Raw genomic sequence first — 16,213 nt, forward strand, 5'->3', positions numbered from 1 at the left:
GCAGGCAACCACCGTGTCGCAGAGCAACAAGTGGATCTGGGCGACGCTGGCCGTCGTCCTGATCGCCGCCGGTGTGATCGTCGCTGTGGCGATCCGCCCCGACCAGTCCCCTTCGAGCGCCGCGCCGGCCGTGGAGACCGGCCCGGTGTCGGTCGACTCGGCCGAGCTGACCTTCACCCGGCTGACCAAACCGGCCCGTACCCAGGTCAAGGACGGTGCCGGCCGGGTGCTGGCGGTGTTCACCGACAAAGCCCGCACGGTACGGATCTCCGGCCCGGAGCGGACCTTCACCGAGCCCCGGTTCACCAAGTCGTCGGTGACCACGGACGCCTGGATCCGGCTCGCCCCGAACCCGTGGAAGGCCGGGGCGGAGACGGAGTCCTGGTTCCGGCCCTGGCTGAACAAGGCGGTGCAGGACGACAGCAAGGACGCCCTCGCCATCTCGATGGACTACCTGGACGGCGCGCCCGGTAGGAAGGACGCCAAGGGACGCCAGTACGCCGGGGACGCCTCGTTCGGCCCGCTGTCGGCCGCCGACCCGGACGGCCGGGCGGAGAACTCCGACTTCTACGACTACCTGGGCGTGGAGTGGGACTTCCCGGACGGCAAGCACGAGCGTCCGGCCAAGGACCACTTCCGCAGCCTGGACTGCTCGGGCTTCATCCGGATGGTCTACGGCTACCGGATGAAGTACCCGCTGCGCGGCACCAACACCAAGGGTGCCGGGCTGCCACGCCGGGCGTACGCGATCGCCGGGTTCGGGCCGGGCGCGCTGCTGATTCCGAACACCGGCCGCGCGGCCCGGGACTACGGCGTCCTCCAGGAGGGCGACCTGGTCTTCTTCAACCACGGGGCGAACGCCGGCCCGAGCATCGAGCACTCCGGCATCTACCTCGGCGTCGACGACACCGGCCACCACCGGTTCTTCTCCAGCCGGGTCAAGGCGGACGGCCCGACGTTCGGCGACTTCGGCGGCGAGTCGCTGCTGGACGGGCCGGGCTACTGGTCGGGCCGGTTCCTCTCCGCTCGCCGGATCTGACGCATACGGGGTCGGGTCGCCCCGGGCGGCCCGACCCCGATCGGCGCGGGAACGCGGGTGCGGCCGGCGTCAGGCGTGCGGGAGGTCGGCGGCGGCCAGCGCCTCCACCAGGGCAGCCCGGCGGTCCTCGTCGCGGCGTACCACCCAGGTGATCTCCAGGTGGAGGAAGACCGCGCCCTGTTTGCGGGCCGCCTCGGCCTGGGTGTTGGTGGTGCCCTCCAGCTCTCCGCACCTGGTGGACCAGGCGCGGCAGGTGACGAAACCGGCGCCGGCGAGCGCGTCGGCGGTCCGGCGCAGGGCCGGGTTCGACCGCTTCTGCCCGTTGGAGACCACCACCTCCTCGTCGGGGAGGCTCTGCTCGGCGAAGCCGTGTAGCTGGATCTGGTTGATCTTGTTGCGGGCGAACCGGTCGCTGACCAGGTGGAACAGGCCGTCGGGGTTGTGCGCGGCGTCGGCCTGCTGGTTGCCGGCCCGGCGGTGTGCCCCGGCGACCAGCATGATGCTGCCGGGCACCGCCCGGAACAGCCGCAGCCCGACGTCCTCCGTGTGGAGATCGGAGTTGGGATGGGGCACCTCGACGGCGAGCCGCACCGGCTGGGACAGATCCATCATGATCAGGCCCCAGGGGCGTTCCCCGCCGGCCCCGGTGACGAAGAGCGCGTAGTCACGTCCGGTCTGCAGGTCGTGGCCCCTGCTGGCGGTGAAGCCCAGTCCGGCCAGGATGCCGCTCGCCTCGTCCAGCCCGGCGCGGTCCTTGGCCAGCAGCAGCGTCATCGCCTTGCGCGCCGCCCGCCGCTCGTCCGCGTCCGGGTTCCGGTAGGGATCGGTGGGCTTCAGCCGGCCGACGAAGTCGGTCACCAGCACGCCCGGGTCGACCGCGGCGGGCGGCGTGCCGGTGGGTCTGCCCGGTGGCTCGCCGCACGCGGCGAGGCCCAGCGACAGGGTCACACAGAGCGCGAGGAGGCCGCTGCGGTTGGCGTGGGTTCGGGACATCGTCAGGCAGGCTACCCCGTCGGGCGGGGCCGTCGGCGACGCGCCGGTCACCCGCCGAGGATGTGGTCGAGGTGGGGGTTGGTGAGGACCCGGCCGGGGTCGAGGCGGGCGCGGAGGTCCTGGAAGTCGGCGAACCTCGGGTAGACGGTCGCCAGGGACGCCGCGTCGCGGTAGTGCATCTTGCCCCAGTGGGGTCGGCCGCCGAGTCCGCTGGCGACCTCCTCGAAGGCCCGGAAGTACGGCTCGTACGGCATCCCGACGTACTGGTGGACGGCGAGGTAGGCCGAGTCACGCCCGTAGCCGTGGGACAGCCAGATGTCGTCGGCGGCGGTGAACCGCACCTCGACGGGGAAGAGCACCTTGAACGGCAGCCGGTCGACGATGCGGCGCAGTTCCGCAAGCGCCTGCGGCAGGGCGGCGCGTGGGACGCCGTACTCCATCTCCATGAAGCGGACCCGGCGCGGGGTGCAGAACACGGTGTCGGAGCGGCCGGTGTAGGTGCGTTCGGTGAGCGCCCGAGCGGAGATCGCGCTGATGGTGGGGGCCAGCGCCGGTACGGTCCGGCCCAACCGGCAGGCCCCGGCGAAGACGGTGTTGGCGAGGAAGTCGTCGTCCAGCCAGCCCCGCCAGCGGGGCAGCGGCCGGTCGTCGGTGGGTACCCGGTCGTTGGTCTTGAGCTGCACCCGGTCGGTGTACGGAAACCAGTAGAACTCGACGTGATCGTGTCGGTCGACGAGCCCGGACAGGTCGCCCAGCACCTCGTCCAGCGGGGCGGGCCGTTCGTGCGCGCGGAGGGTGAAGGCGTCCACGCAGCGCAGGGTGACGTCCACGAGCACGCCGAGCGCCCCCAGTCCGACCCGGGCGGCGGCGAAGATCTCCGGGTGCTCCTCGGCCGAGCAGCGCAGCACCTCGCCGGTGCCGGTGACCATGGTGAGCGCCTCGACGAAGGTGGACAGGCAGCCGTACGCGGCACCGGTGCCGTGGGTGCCGGTGGAGATCGCCCCCGCGATGGTCTGCGCGTCGATGTCGCCCAGGTTGGGCATTGCCAGGCCGTGCCCGGCGAGCAGCGCGTTGAGCGCCCGCAGGGTGGTCCCGGCGGGGACGGTGACAAGTCGGGCGTCGCGGTCCACCCGGACACCGGTCCGCAGGCCGGACAGCTCCATCCGTCGCCCGTCGGACAGGGCGATGGCGGTGAACGAGTGGCCGCTGCCGACCACCCGGATCCGCTCCCCCGCGCCTGCCACGTCGAGGACCGCCTCGGCTATGTCCTCGACGGTGGTAGGGCGCAGGATGGCGGTGGCGACGCTGTGCTGGTTGCCGGCCCAGTTGGACCAAGCGGTGGCGGTACCGGCCATCGGCGCTCCTCGACATGAATGTGAACTGACTTCATATCAGGAACGTTGTGCCTGGTAAATACCGCAATCGGGGTCCGCTCGTTGTACCGGTAGTCACGGCCACGTGACATGTGGATATGTTCTTTCGTCGAAGGGGGGTGGCGTCGAGTGTCCACACCAGCCGCCACGACCGGGCCGCTGCGCCGCGTTCCGGTGCAGGGTCGAAGTGTCGCGCGCGTCCAACGGATGTTGGACGCCTGTGCCGAACTCGTCGACGAGGTGGGGTACGAGGGGTTGACCACCACGTTGCTCGCCGAGCGGGCCGAGGTGGCGATCGGGTCGGTCTACCAGTTCTTCCCGGACAAGCGGGCGATCGTGCAGGCGTTGACCCTGCGCACCATGGAGTCCTACCTCCAGCGGCTCGACGAGCGGTTCGCCTCGGACGACCTGACCCACTGGTGGGACGGCGTCGACGCGGGGATCGACGAGTACATCTCGATGCACCGCACCGTCCCGGGCTTCCGGACCCTGCACTTCGGCGACGTGGTCGACCTGCACCTGCTCGACGATCAGCGGGACAACAACGGCGTGATCGCCGACCAGTTGGCCCGGGTGCTCACCGAGCGGTTCGGCATGACCGACGAGCCGCGCCTGCGGTTCTGCCTGGAGGTCGCCGTCGAGGCCGCGGACGCCCTGATCAAGCTGGCGTTCCGGCGCAAGCAGGAGGGCGACGAGCGGGTCCTGGCCGAGGCCAAGGCGCTCATCCGCGAGTACCTGCACCGGCACGTCGAGGCCCCGAGCGAGCCCGCTCCACAGCCCTGACCGTCCCACAGCCCTGGTCGGACCGTCGGCGGGCACGCCGTACCACCGAGGTCGGGCCTGACCGGCGGCCGACTCCGGCCGCCGGTCGCGTCCAGCTAGAGGAAGGCGAGGCCCTCGCCCCGGTAGGTGGGCACGGTGGCGACGATCGCGTCGCCGTCGACCAGATGCAGTTCGTTGACCCGTTCGCAGAGTTCGCCCGCCTTGGCGTGGCGGAACCACACCCGGTCACCGATCCGCAGGTCGGCTGCGGCGGCGCCGGTCAGCGGGGTCTGCACCTCGCCCGCTCCCTCGCTGCCGACCAGTTCCAGCCCGGCCGGCAGCCACGGTCGGGGCAGCCGGCTCTTCGCCGCCGGTCCGGAGGCGATCCAGCCGCCGCCGAGCACGGTGGCGATCTCCGGTGTCGGCCGCCGGACCACCGCGCAGGCGAAGAACGCCGCCGGGGCGGGCCGCCAGGCCCGGTACGCGTCGAAGAGCGTCGGACCGTACAGCCCCGATCCGGCGGTGACCTCGGTGACCGCCGGATCGGCGCTGGTGGCGGCCACGCTGCCGGTGCCGCCTCCGTTGACGAACTCCAGGTCGGCGTGTTCGCGGACGGCGGCGACCGCCGCGCCCCGGCGGGCCAGCAGTTCCCGGTACGACCCGCGCTGGGCGATCCGGATCGCGGCGCTGAGCGCGGCCTGACCGGGCGGGGCGTCCCCGAGACCGGCGATCTGTGCCTCGTACGACATCAGGCCGACCAGTCGGAAGCCGGCCCGGCGGGCGACGGCGGCGGCCAGCGCGCCGGCGGCTCGGGCGCTGTGCACCGGCGAGCGGCGTACGCCGACGTGCACCCGCCCGCGCAGCGGTCGCCAGGAGGCGTCCAGGTCGAGGCAGACCCGCAGCTCGGGGCGGCGGCCCGGGGGGCACACCCCGTCGATCAGGTCCAGCTGTTCGGTGCTGTCGATCATGAGGGTGACCGCCGCTACGAGCTGCGGATCGGCGGCCAGTTCGGCGAGCGCCCCCCGGTCGGCGGTCGGGTACGCCACCAGCGCGTCCTCCGTCATGCCGGAGCGGACCAGCCAGTTCGCCTCCGGGAGGGTGAAGGCCATCACGCCGGACCAACCGGGCTGACCGAGCGCCCGGCCGAGCAGGTCGCGGGCCCGGACCGACTTGCTGGCGGCGCGGACCGGCTTACCGGCGCTGCGGGCAGCCAGCGCGGCGGCGTTGTCGTCGAAGGCGGTGAGGTCCACCACGGCGTAGGGCGGGTCGAGGTGGGCCGTCGCCTTGTCGAGGCGTTCGCGCAGGGTGTCGCTGTCGATGACCACGAATGCACGCTAACTGTCCGGGCGGCAATGCGAAAGCTCCTCACATCCTACCGGGCTGCGGCCGGTGGCATCCGCGGCCTAGGCTCGGCGAACAGGAGAATGTCGCCGGTGGGGAGGCCCCCACCGGGTCTAGAGTGTTCCACCGGGACTGCCCAGCGTTGGGCCGGCACGTGGAGGTACGGCCATCGAAAGCCAGCAGAACGGCGAGTCGTCCGGCGAGTCGTCCGGGACACCGCCCGGCGGCGCCACCGCCCAGACCGACCGGTCCGGAGCGGCGGCGATCCGGTCGGTGCTGCGCATCCGGCCGTTCCGCCGGCTCTGGATCGTGCTCGGCGCGGCCTCCTTCGGTGACTGGCTGGGCCTGCTCGCCACCTCGGTGTTCGCCGCCGCGCAGGTGTCCGGCAGCACCGCCCAGGGCGCCGCGTTCGGCGGGGTGATCGCGATCAGGCTGCTCCCGGCGCTGGTGCTGGGGCCGGTGGCCGGCGTGTTCGCCGACCGGTTCGACAGGCGCTGGACGATGGTCATCTGCGATCTGCTGCGGTTCCTGCTCTTCGCCTCGATCCCGCTGGTCGCGCTGCTCGGCGTCCGCGGCGGCGTGGTGGTCGGCTGGGCGGCGATCGCCACCTTCCTGATCGAGTCGATCACCCTGCTCTGGATTCCGGCCAAGGAGGCCGCAGTCCCCAACCTGATCCCGCGCGCCCGGCTGGAGACGGCCAACCAGCTCACCCTGATCACCACGTACGGCCTGACCCCGGTCGCCGCCGCGGTCGGCCTGGCGGTGCTGGACCGCACCGTGCGGGGGGTCACCGGCGGCGAGATGCCGACCTGGGCCGAGCCGGCCCAGCTCGCCCTCTGGTTCAACGCCTTCTCCCGGCTGGCCACCGCGCTGGTGGTGGCCTTCGGGATCAAGGAGATCAGCCAGGCCCAGGCCCGGGAGCGTGGTGAGCGCGCCGAGCAGGGCATGTTCAGCCAGTTCACCGAGGGCTGGAAGTTCATCGGCCAGACCCCGCTGGTCCGGGGCCTGGTGCTCGGCATCTTCGGCGCGTTCGCCGGTGGCGGCATCGTGATCGGCACGGCCAAGTTCTTCGCCGCCTCGCTCGGCGCCGGCGACGCCGCCTTCTACATGCTGTTCGGCGCGATCTTCATCGGCCTGGCGATCGGCATCGGGCTCGGCCCGATGATCGTCCGGGAGATGTCCCGCCGCCGCTGGTTCGGCATGAGCATCGTGCTGGCCAGCGCCTCCGTCCTGGTGCTGGCCTTCGCCATCCACCTGTCGATGGCGATCCTCGGCGCGATCCTGGTCGGCGCGGGCGCCGGGATGGCCTTCCTCGCCGGCACCACGCTGCTCGGCGGCGAGGTCGCCGACGAGGTACGCGGCCGGGTCTTCGCCGTGGTGCAGATCGGCACCCGGCTGGTGCTGATCCTGGCCATCGCGCTGAGCAGCCTGCTGGTCGGGGTCGGCGGCTCGCGCCAGTTGACCATCGCGGACCTCGGCATCTCCGTCTCCTCCACCCGGCTGCTGCTGCTCGCCGCCGGGGTGGCCGGCATCTTCGCCGGGATCAGCGCGTTCGGTCAGATGGACGACAAGAAGGGCGTGCCGGTCCTGGCCGACCTGTGGGGTTCGATGCGGGGCCGGCCGCTGTTGCCGGCCGAGCCGTTCGTCTCCAACGGGCTCTTCGTGGTCTTCGAGGGCGGTGAGGGGGCCGGCAAGTCCACCCAGTTGGAGACGCTCGCCGCCCGCCTGCGCGAGCAGGGCCGGGACGTGGTGGTCACCCGCGAGCCGGGCGCCACGGTGGTGGGGGAGCGGATCCGTTCCCTGGTGCTGGAGGACGCGGACGCGCCGTCCCCGCGCGCCGAGGCGCTGTTGTACGCCGCCGACCGGGCCCACCACGTCGCCACCGTGGTCCGGCCCGCCCTGATCCGGGGCGCGGTGGTGATCAGCGACCGGTACGTCGACTCGTCCCTGGCCTACCAGGGTGCCGGCCGTACGCTGCCGGTCGAGGAGGTGTCCTGGCTCTCCTCCTGGGCCACCGGTGGGCTCAAGCCCGATCTGGTGGTGCTCCTCGACGTCGACCCGCGCACCGGGCTGTCCCGGGTGGCCGCCCGCAACCACGGGCCCGACCGGCTGGAGGCCGAGTCCGTCGCCTTCCACGAGCGGGTCCGCTACGCCTTTCTCGACCTCGCGGCCAACGACCCGAAGCGCTACCTGGTGCTCGACGCCGCCCGACCGGTCGAGGAGATCGCCGGCCTGGTCGGCCGCCGGGTCGAGGAGTTCCTGGTGGACCCGGCCGGCATCGTGCACCCCCGCCCGGCGCACGGGCCGGACACCTCGGTCCAGCCCGAGTTATCCGACACGGAGTTGGTGGGCATGGAGCATCGCACCTGATGTCGGACGTCTTCGCCGAGCTGGTCGGGCAGGAGGAGGCGGTCGAGACGCTGCGCCGGGCCGCCACGTCGGCCGCCGCCGTGCTGCGCGCCGCCCACCTTCCGCCACCCGTCGCCGTCTCCGCCGTCGCGGACGACGAGGAGTACGACGACCTCGACGCCCTGGCCGATGCCGCCGACGTGGCCGATGCCACTGCCGACGCGCTCGGGGCCACCCCCGATGCGGTCGGGACCGACCCCGGCATCGGCGCGACGACCGTCGACCCGGCCGCCGGGATGACCCACGCCTGGATCTTCACCGGGCCGCCCGGCTCCGGTCGTTCGGTGGCCGCCCGCGCCTTCGCCGCCGCTCTCCAGTGCGTGCACGGCACCGGCTGCGGCAGCTGCCCAGGTTGCCACACCACACTTGCCGGCACCCACGCCGACGTACGGCTGGTGGCCCCCGAGGGCCTCTCCATCGGCGTCGGCGAGATGCGCGCCCTGGTGCTCCGGGCGGCCAGCACCCCGTCCGGCGGACGCTGGCAGGTGGTGATCATCGAAGACGCCGACCGGCTCACCGAGGCGGCCGGGAACGCGCTGCTCAAGGCCGTCGAGGAGCCGCCGCCCCGGACGGTCTTCCTGCTCTGTGCCCCGTCCACCCACCCGGAGGACGTCTCGGTGACCATCCGGTCGCGCTGTCGGGTCGTACCGCTGCGGCAGCCCTCGGCGGCGGCGGTCGCCGAGGTGCTGGTCCGGCGGGACGGCATCGCGCCCGACGTGGCGCAGTGGGCGGCAGCCGCCGCGCAGGGGCACGTCGGGCGGGCCCGGCGGCTGGCCCGCGACCCCGAGGCACGCCAGCGCCGGGACGCGGTGCTGGCGGTGCCGCGCCGGCTGACCGGGGTGGGCACCGCGCTGGACGCGGCGTCGGCGCTGATCGAGTCGGCCGAGGCGGAGGCCGAGGCATCGGTGGCGGAGATCGACGCGGCCGAGCGGGCCGCGTTGCAGACCGCGCTGGGCGCGGGTGGCACCGGCCGGGGCGCGGCGGGCGCGACGCGGGGCTCCGCCGGCCAGCTCAAGGATCTGGAGAAGCGGCAGAAGTCCCGGGCGACCCGGGCGCAGCGGGACGCCCTCGACCGGGCCCTGGTGGACCTGGCCGGGTTCTACCGGGACGCGCTCGCCTCGGCGTTGCGTGCGCCGGTCGCCCCGGTGCACGCCGACACCGCCGTGCTGGCCGAGGCGGGTGGGCAGAAGTGGGCCCCCGAGGGTGCGCTGCGCCGGTTGGAGGCGGTGCTGGAGTGCCGGGCGGCGATCGAGAGGAACGTCAAACCACGCATCGCCGTGGAGGCGATGATGCTCTCCCTCTGGCGGGGCTGACCCCTGATCGTCGGGCATCGACACGTGTTGACGGCGTGCGGTACGGTCCCGGTGGGGCCGCGGTCACCGTGGTGGTACGCAGGGTGAGGTCGACCTGGGGGGAGATCGGATGCCGCGCGGCGAGATCGACGAGGCGTGGATCGAGGAGGCGGTACGCCGGTACCGCCGGATCGAGTCCCTCCAGGCCGAGTTCGACCAGGCGGTCGAGACCGTCGAGGTGACAGTCCGTTCGCCCGACGGGCTGGTCGAGGTGGTGGTGACCGCCGGGGGGCGGATCACCGACGTGCGTTTCCTCGGGCCCCTGCACGCCCGGCACCCCCGGGAGGTGGCCGGCTCGGTGCAGGCTGCCGTCACGGCCGCCGCCGATGCCGCCCAGTGGGCCCGGGAGAAGCTGCACAACGAGACCTTCACCGCCTACCGTCCGCTGACGGGGGCCTGACGTGGACGCCCTGCGCGCCCTCGCCGACCGCCTCGACGAGGCCAGCGCCACGCTCGCCGTGCTGGCCCGTACGGTCACCGTCAGTGATCCGCCGCACCCGGCGTTCGGCGCGCACGCCGCCGGGCGTCCCGGCGAGGTCGGTCGGGCCCTGCACCGGCAGTGGACCACCGCCACCGACGGCCGGGCCCGCGAGGCGGGTGCCGCCGCCGCCCGGTTGGCCGCCGCCGCGTCGGCCGTCCGCAGCGCCGCCGACCGTTACGCCACCGCCGACGACACCGCCCACCGCCGGCTGGCCGGGGAGGCGTGATGGATCCGCTGGACCGGCTCGCCGAGCCCGGCCTGGACCTGCTCTCCCGGGTCGACACGCTGCTCGCCGCCGGTGCCCCCGAGGCACACCCGGTCTGGCCCCTGCTGCGCCGGATGCAGCTGCTGCCGGGGGAGGCCCTGCGCGCCTTCCTCGACCTGCATCCCGCGCCGCTGGCGACCGCCGGGCACGCCGTGCGCCGACTCGTCCGGGGGTACGACGACGCCTGCGCCGCCCTCACCGACCAGGGTGTCTGGTCCGGCCCGGCCGGGGCGTCCTACGACGAGGCCCGCACCGCCCTGCTGCGTCATCTGGACGAGGGGCCGGAGAGCCTGGTGGGCCGGTTGGAGTCGACTGCCGGTTACGCCGACGCGCTGGCCGACTGGGTGGAGGGCAGCCGGCTGGCGGTGGCCCGGGTGCTGGCCGAGGTGCTCGGCTCCACCGAGGCGGTCCGGGTCCGGGCGGCGACCGCCCCCGGTGCCGAGCCCGCCGCCGGGGGTGGTGCGGCGGCCGAGATCGCCACCCGGGTGCTCTCGGTGCTCGGGGTGGCCTACGACGGGGCGGAGACGCTGCTGCGCCAGTGGTCGCCCAGCCTGGCCGAGTCGACCTGGCGGTCGACGGGCGGCCCGTCGTACCACGGTGGCCCGCTGCGGATCGGCTGACCGTGATCGGGCCGGTGCGTCGGCTGACCGTGATCGGGCCGGCCTTCGGCGGGGTGCCCGCTCGCCCGCGCCCGGCCGTGTCCCGTCGATCCGTCGTAGGCTGAAGACATGGGCATGCTCTGCGCGGTCAGCTTCAACCGGTACGGGCGGCTCTACTACCTCGATCCGGGGGAGTTCCGCCCGCAGGTCGGTGACCGGGTGCTCGTCCCCACCGACGACGGCCCCGAGGTGGCGGAGTGCGTCTGGGCCGCGCAGTGGGTCACCGAGGAGACCGACGGCTTCCCCAAGCTGGCCGGGCTGGCCGGCGACGACGACCTGCGCCGCGACGAGCTGCTGCGTCGGCGCAAGGCCGAGGCGAAGGTGGCCGCGAAGCGGTTGATCCGGGAGCACGGCCTGCCGATGAAGGTGGTCGCGGTGGATCACGTCCTTGCTGCCGTCGAGGGCAGCGGGGAGCGGACGACCGTCTACTTCACCGCCCCGCACCGGGTCGACTTCCGCTCCCTGGTCCGGGACCTGGGCGCGACCCTGCACTGCCGGGTGGAGCTGCGGCAGCTCTCCGCCCGGGATTCGGCCCGGGTGCAGGGCGGCATCGGTTCCTGCGGCCGGGACCTGTGCTGCGCCACCTTCCTCAACGACTTCGAGCCGGTGACCATCCGGATGGCCAAGGACCAGGATCTCCCGTTGAATCCGCTGCGGATCTCCGGCGCCTGTGGTCGGCTGATGTGCTGCCTGAAGTACGAGCACCCGCTCTACCAGCGGTTCCAGGAGTCCGCCCCGGCGATTGGCAGCCGGGTCAGCACCCCGGAGGGCGACGGCAGGGTGGTCGGCCACAGTGTCCCGAAGGACGCGGTGACGGTACGCCTCGACGCCGACGGCTCCCGCTGCTCCTGCTCCCGCGCCTCCGTCTGCGCCCCCCGCCAAGCCCACGACCAGCACTACACCCCCTAACCCCACCCCCGCGCCCCCCACCCCCGCGGCCTGCCCCGCCCTGTCGGGTGATCAAGAGGTTTACGTCATTGTGGATCGGCTCTCTGACCGAAACCTCTTGATCACCCGACTCGGCCCGGGGGCCGGGGTGTGGGGGTGGGGGGTGGGGGTCAGGGGAGGGTGATGGGGGGTTCGGCCAGGCGGGGGGTCAGGGGGGTGCGGGGGGTCAGCCAGGAGGCGGAGGGGGACTGGTCGGGGTTGAGCTGCCAGTCGTGGCAGACCCGGTCGACGGCGATCGGGTAGATGGTCAGCGTGCCGTCCGGGTCGATGCGCATCCGCAGGAAGGACTTCGCGTCCTCGATGCCCTGGCCGGCGAAGAGTTCGTTGACGTTGACCCCGAAGGTCCCGGCCACCAACAGGTATGCGGCCACCAGTTGAGTGGCCACCAACCCGATCACCGGGCCGTAGAGCACGGCGGCGGCCACCGCCGGCAGCGGCCACGGCCAGTGGTAGAACGGCAGCTGCAGCCAGGCCCAGGTGCCGGCCACCGCGAGCGCCACCTGCGCCAACCCGTGACCGACGCCGAGGATCCAGTGCCGGGCGTGCCGTTTCCCACCGGCGCTGGGCGGCTTGGCGAAGAAGGCCGCGCTGAGCAGCGTCACCCCCAACATGATCACCAGTGGGACGCTGAACAGCCGCTGCTCGGTGCCGGACCGGGTCGCCGCGACACCGGCCATGGCGAGCATCAGCAGCACGTGCAGGGTGCCCAGCAGGGTGCCGAAGCCCGGGTTGCGCCGGGGCAGCCGGTGGAAGATGCCCCAGCCGTACCGGCGGGAGCGGGCTGCGTCCGGGAACCGGGTCACCAGGTCGTACGCGCGAGTACGGCTGGCCCGCCGGGACAGGGTGTCCCTCGGCGGCACCTCGATCCGCTCCGGCAGGGTGTGCGTCGGGTAGAGGTACGCGCCGCCCCCGCCGCAGGTGATCAACTGCCGTTCCGGGCCCGCGTACCGGGCGTAGTGGTGCAGGTCGCCGGAGACCAGCAGCCGGACGTGCGCGCCGGTGGGCGCGAGGATCGTCCGGACGAAGTAGTCGATCGAGTCGTACGCGGTGGGGTGGTCGACGGCTTTCACCCAGGTCGGGGCCGGCACCGCCAGGATCACCCGGGAGTCCGGGCCGAGCCGGCGGGCCACCTCGTCGAAGTAGGCGAGCTGCGGATCGTCCAGGTACGAACCCGACTGGTCGTCCAGGCCGAGCAGCCACCACCCCGCCGGCAGCTGCACCGCGAAGTACGACCGGGACTGGCCGGTGCGCCAGCCGCCGAAGTTCCGGTCCCGGGAGCGGACGAAGAGCCGCAGGAACGCGGTCAGTCCGTCGTACCAGTCGTGGTTGCCGGGGACGGCGAAGAGCGTCGGCCGCTCCGGCGGGGCCACCGGCAGCGCCGCCTGGTACGGCCCCTTGCAACGGTCCTCGTACGCCTCGTAGGCCGCCGACGGATAGACCTGGTCGCCCCCCATCACCAGGGTCTGCGCCCGGGGCAGCCGGTGCCCGTCGACCGTCAGCTCCGGTTGGGCCAGCAGGTACGCCACCGAGTACGTGGCGTCGAAGCCGTCGCCCAGGTCGGCCACGTAGTCCAACCAGAGCCCGCCGTCCGGCCCGACCTGCTCGCCGATCCTCGAGTCGAGCGCGTTCTGCAACTCCCGCTTGTCCAGGTACGCCCCGAACAGCATCGCCAGCAGCGTCCGGATGCCGGTGCTGATCAGCAGGAGCGGCGCGAGCCAGGGGACCGGTTTGCGGGGCGTGAAGCCCAGCTCCACCGGATCGGTGCCGTGCGGCCGACGGACGGCCCGCTCGCCGGGCGCGTGCTCGGCGTCCGGGGCCGGCGGGACGGGGGCGGCTGCGGCCTGGTCGCCCGTGGCGTGGTCGTCGCTCACCAAGGCAGCCTAGACCGGCCCGCTGTGCACCGATGTCCCCCGATGTCCGGGTCGGGTCGTCGGGAACCCCCTCTGGCGCGGCGTGGGTCGTGCCGTACACTTGGCGGTCGTTGCCGCCTTAGCTCAGTCGGCTAGAGCGACGCACTCGTAATGCGTAGGTCGACGGTTCGATTCCGTCAGGCGGCTCCAGATGAGCCCCTGACCAGCAGAAGTGCTGGTCAGGGGCTCATGTCTTTAGGTCGGCCCCCAAAAACCGGGTGGGGCCGCAAGCGCCGTCGGAACTACCGGTCTTCGCGCCGCCCGACGGCGGCAGCCGGATCGACTCACCAGCGCCGGCAGTTGACCGACCCGGCCCCGGGTGGCCACGAGTGGGGACAGGTCACGGTTCCGGCTCGTGGCGCACGGGTCGCCCAGAAGATCTGAGAAAAAGTTCTGGTTGGCGGCAACCTGCGGGCGGTGGATCGCATGTACCCGGATGTAAGCAACGATCGCCACGATCCATAGGGGTCCGGAAATGTCTGCACGTCGACTTCTGCTGCTGCCTGCGGCCGCCGTTCTGCTCGCACTTACCGCCTGTGGCGCCACGGAGGCAGCCGGTCCTGACTCCACCGCATCTACTCCGGCCTCGGCTGCCCCGGCCAACGGCGCCCCCGGTGGCACGTCCACGGTGACCACCGAGGCGTCCGGGGACATCAAGAGTGCCGACTGTCCCTCGGGGACGATCCTGCAGAGTCTGGTCGAGCTGCCGAAGGGCGCGAGCTTCGGCAGTGTCGAGTGTGTGAAGGACTGGGCGGGGGCCGACCCGCAGGGTGCGAACGTCGGTGACGGCGTCTACCTGTTCCACTACAAGGCCGGTACGGGCTGGAAGTACTACGGCGAGGGCAGCGGATACGACTGCAAGGACCTCGGCCTCACAGAGTCGGCACCGTTCTGCATCTCCTAGTGATCAGGGTGACCGCGGTCGCGCGCTGTGGTGCACACCAGTTACGGTGTGCACCACAGTCAGCCGGCCGCAGCGACGCCGCCGTGCCCTGACAACCTGTGTGGTACGTGGGGGGCGCGAGCGGGGCATGGCGGACTCGATCGACGATCAGTTCCGGGAGTTCGTCCGGACCCGCTCGCCGGCGTTGCTCCGGACGGCGTTCCTGCTGACCGGTGACCGGCACCTCGCCGAGGACCTGGTGCAGGATGCCCTGGCCCGAACCCATCGAGGCCGGCGGCGGCTGAACGATCCGGGGCACTTCGAGGCGTACACCCGCACCGCGATGTACCACCAGCATGTGAGCTGGTGGCGGCGGCGCAAGGTGGCCGAGTCCCTGCCCGGGGAACTGACCGACGTGGTCCAGCCCGGCAGTGACCACGCCCGTCGTACCGATCTCAAGCTCGCCCTGCACCAGGCTCTCGCCCAACTCACCCAGCGACAGCGCGCGGTGCTGGTGGTCCGCTTCTTCGAGGACCGCAGCGAGGCGGAGGCGGCGAATCTGTTGCAGTGCTCGGTCGGCACGATCAAGAGTCAGACCAGCAAGGCACCGGCCCGCATGCGGGAGATAGCGCCCGAGCTGCTCTCGGCTGTGATGGAGGAGGCCTGATGACCGACAACCTCGGACCGTTGCGTCAGGCCATGTCCGATCTGAGCGAGCACGGCGGCAGCGCCGACCTGTACGAGCGGTCCCTGCGCAAGTCGCGGCAGTCGCAACGGCGGGCGACTCTCGCCACCGGCGTGGCAGCCGCTGCGGTGGTGCTCGCCCTCGGGGGTGCGGTCGCCTTCGCCGCCAGCCACCGGCTCGACCTGCCGGCGACACCCGCAGCCGCCCCCAGCAGTGCCGGGCCAGGGAAGCCCGACTGTCCATCGATCGAAACCCTCGGGGACCTGGTCGAACTGCCGCAGGACTGGTCCTTCGCGTCCGCAGGGGTGCAGTGCGCGGAGACCTGGGCGGCAGCCGACGTGCTGCGCCCGGCCGGCGGCAACGTCCGCTACCTGTTCCATTTCACGACCGATACGGGTTGGCGGTACTACGAACAGGGCACCGAATGGGACTGTAGGGAGCTCGGCCTCACCCGGCCGGCACCGTTCTGCACCTCCTGACCGTCTGCCGTCCACACCGTCGGCGTCGGCCGCCGCCGCCCGGCCGTGGCGGATCCACCCGTTGCCGGCGGGCGCAGCCCGGGTGACGTTCCGTTGTCCGCTATCGGACCCTGGAACGGCGTGCTCCATCCGGTGCGTCCCTCTACGGTGGACGACCGTGACACTCGGTGATGCAGGCAGGTGTCGGCAGCGCATTTCCGCCACCTTCGATCTGATTTGCGACCTCCGTGCGACCCTCGTCCGCCAAGACGCGCTGTCAGGAGTTGCCGTGCGGCCTGTGCGACCGGCATGCACGAGGCAGATCCCGGCGTCCATCGGTCCGGGGCTCGCGCGAAGGGGTGGGGTATGACCAACGACATTGTGGCGGCGGCGGCCGGTGCGGCCGAGGAGGACCTGGCGTGGAACCTGGCCTGGCAGTCGCTGTCCGTGGGGCTGAACCATGCCCGTGAGGTCACGCGGCTGATCCGGAGGGGACAGACCACATCAGTCCAGACCAATGTGCTGTCACTCGCGGAGTGTGAGTTCTTCCGGGTGGCGTCAGAGGTTGATTCGAGAGGTTTCGTCCGCCGAGGGTTTGACCGGGGTTTCGGGGGCTACTCGAGGAGCTAACTGGACGGCGGCGATGGGGCGAGGC

16 protein-coding genes and 1 tRNA gene are annotated in these 16,213 nt (G+C 72.5%); 13 read left to right on the top strand and 4 right to left on the bottom strand.

Going from position 1 to position 16,213, the window contains the following annotated elements; all coding sequences use genetic code 11:
- Window positions 1-13: 13 nt before the first annotated feature.
- On the top strand, window positions 14-1,039 hold the full coding sequence (locus tag ACIG87_RS15060) for an NlpC/P60 family protein (RefSeq protein ID WP_396851078.1): 1,026 nt from the start codon (window positions 14-16) through the stop codon (window positions 1,037-1,039).
- 69 nt (window positions 1,040-1,108) lie between these two features.
- Here ACIG87_RS15060 and ACIG87_RS15065 read toward each other — a convergent pair whose 3' ends face one another.
- Complete coding sequence (locus ACIG87_RS15065; protein WP_396851079.1) at window positions 1,109-2,032, bottom strand: hypothetical protein; 924 nt, start codon at window positions 2,030-2,032, stop codon at window positions 1,109-1,111.
- A gap of 47 nt (window positions 2,033-2,079) precedes the next feature.
- The gene (locus ACIG87_RS15070; RefSeq protein ID WP_396851080.1) at window positions 2,080-3,387 is read right to left on the bottom strand and encodes a D-arabinono-1,4-lactone oxidase; all 1,308 of its coding nucleotides are present in this window, start codon (window positions 3,385-3,387) and stop codon (window positions 2,080-2,082) included.
- Window positions 3,388-3,612: 225 nt separating this feature from the next.
- On the opposite strand from ACIG87_RS15070, the gene ACIG87_RS15075 reads away from it, so the two are divergent.
- A complete protein-coding gene (locus tag ACIG87_RS15075; RefSeq protein ID WP_396851108.1) occupies window positions 3,613-4,188 on the top strand; it encodes a TetR family transcriptional regulator in 576 nt (191 codons plus the stop codon).
- A gap of 95 nt (window positions 4,189-4,283) precedes the next feature.
- On the opposite strand, the gene ACIG87_RS15080 is transcribed toward ACIG87_RS15075, so the two are convergent.
- Window positions 4,284-5,492 carry an alanine racemase gene (locus tag ACIG87_RS15080; RefSeq protein ID WP_396851081.1) on the bottom strand — a complete coding sequence of 403 codons (1,209 nt, stop codon included), beginning with the start codon at window positions 5,490-5,492 and terminating at the stop codon, window positions 4,284-4,286.
- 289 nt (window positions 5,493-5,781) lie between these two features.
- Here ACIG87_RS15080 and tmk point away from each other — a divergent pair, with 289 nt between their 5' ends.
- The 6 genes from tmk (at window position 5,782) to ACIG87_RS15110 (ending at window position 11,583) form a co-directional block, all read left to right on the top strand.
- On the top strand, window positions 5,782-7,878 hold the full coding sequence (gene tmk, locus ACIG87_RS15085; RefSeq protein ID WP_396851082.1) for a dTMP kinase: 2,097 nt from the start codon (window positions 5,782-5,784) through the stop codon (window positions 7,876-7,878).
- Entirely contained in the window at window positions 7,878-9,230 is a 1,353-nt protein-coding gene (locus tag ACIG87_RS15090) for a DNA polymerase III subunit delta' (protein ID WP_396851083.1), read from the top strand. Before tmk ends, ACIG87_RS15090 begins: the two co-directional genes overlap by 1 nt.
- A 109-nt stretch (window positions 9,231-9,339) precedes the next feature.
- On the top strand, window positions 9,340-9,669 hold the full coding sequence (locus ACIG87_RS15095) for a YbaB/EbfC family nucleoid-associated protein (RefSeq protein ID WP_396851084.1): 330 nt from the start codon (window positions 9,340-9,342) through the stop codon (window positions 9,667-9,669).
- Window position 9,670: 1 nt separating this feature from the next.
- Window positions 9,671-9,976 carry a hypothetical protein gene (locus ACIG87_RS15100; RefSeq protein ID WP_396851085.1) on the top strand — a complete coding sequence of 102 codons (306 nt, stop codon included), beginning with the start codon at window positions 9,671-9,673 and terminating at the stop codon, window positions 9,974-9,976.
- The gene (locus ACIG87_RS15105) at window positions 9,976-10,635 is read left to right on the top strand and encodes a hypothetical protein (protein ID WP_396851086.1); all 660 of its coding nucleotides are present in this window, start codon (window positions 9,976-9,978) and stop codon (window positions 10,633-10,635) included. The genes ACIG87_RS15100 and ACIG87_RS15105 overlap by 1 nt, the downstream gene beginning before the upstream one ends.
- A 108-nt stretch (window positions 10,636-10,743) precedes the next feature.
- Window positions 10,744-11,583 (top strand): stage 0 sporulation family protein, encoded by an 840-nt coding sequence (locus tag ACIG87_RS15110; protein WP_396851087.1) that lies wholly within the window; start codon window positions 10,744-10,746, stop codon window positions 11,581-11,583.
- 149 nt (window positions 11,584-11,732) lie between these two features.
- Here ACIG87_RS15110 and ACIG87_RS15115 read toward each other — a convergent pair whose 3' ends face one another.
- A complete protein-coding gene (locus tag ACIG87_RS15115; protein ID WP_396851088.1) occupies window positions 11,733-13,493 on the bottom strand; it encodes a metallophosphoesterase family protein in 1,761 nt (586 codons plus the stop codon).
- 112 nt (window positions 13,494-13,605) lie between these two features.
- Between ACIG87_RS15115 and ACIG87_RS15120 the strand changes: the two genes are divergently transcribed.
- The 5 genes from ACIG87_RS15120 to ACIG87_RS15140 all read left to right on the top strand — a co-directional run bounded on the left by ACIG87_RS15120 (window position 13,606) and on the right by ACIG87_RS15140 (window position 16,188).
- Window positions 13,606-13,682: transfer RNA gene (locus ACIG87_RS15120), tRNA-Thr, on the top strand.
- 478 nt (window positions 13,683-14,160) lie between these two features.
- The gene (locus tag ACIG87_RS15125) at window positions 14,161-14,436 is read left to right on the top strand and encodes a hypothetical protein (RefSeq protein WP_396851089.1); all 276 of its coding nucleotides are present in this window, start codon (window positions 14,161-14,163) and stop codon (window positions 14,434-14,436) included.
- Between the two features lie 127 nt (window positions 14,437-14,563).
- Entirely contained in the window at window positions 14,564-15,082 is a 519-nt protein-coding gene (locus ACIG87_RS15130) for a SigE family RNA polymerase sigma factor (RefSeq protein ID WP_396851090.1), read from the top strand.
- Window positions 15,082-15,579 carry a hypothetical protein gene (locus ACIG87_RS15135; protein WP_396851091.1) on the top strand — a complete coding sequence of 166 codons (498 nt, stop codon included), beginning with the start codon at window positions 15,082-15,084 and terminating at the stop codon, window positions 15,577-15,579. The genes ACIG87_RS15130 and ACIG87_RS15135 overlap by 1 nt, the downstream gene beginning before the upstream one ends.
- A gap of 345 nt (window positions 15,580-15,924) precedes the next feature.
- Window positions 15,925-16,188 (top strand): hypothetical protein, encoded by a 264-nt coding sequence (locus ACIG87_RS15140; protein ID WP_396851092.1) that lies wholly within the window; start codon window positions 15,925-15,927, stop codon window positions 16,186-16,188.
- Window positions 16,189-16,213 lie beyond the last annotated feature (25 nt).

It is taken from the genome of Micromonospora sp. NPDC051925, assembly GCF_044548625.1.
Lineage (GTDB): Bacteria > Actinomycetota > Actinomycetes > Mycobacteriales > Micromonosporaceae > Micromonospora.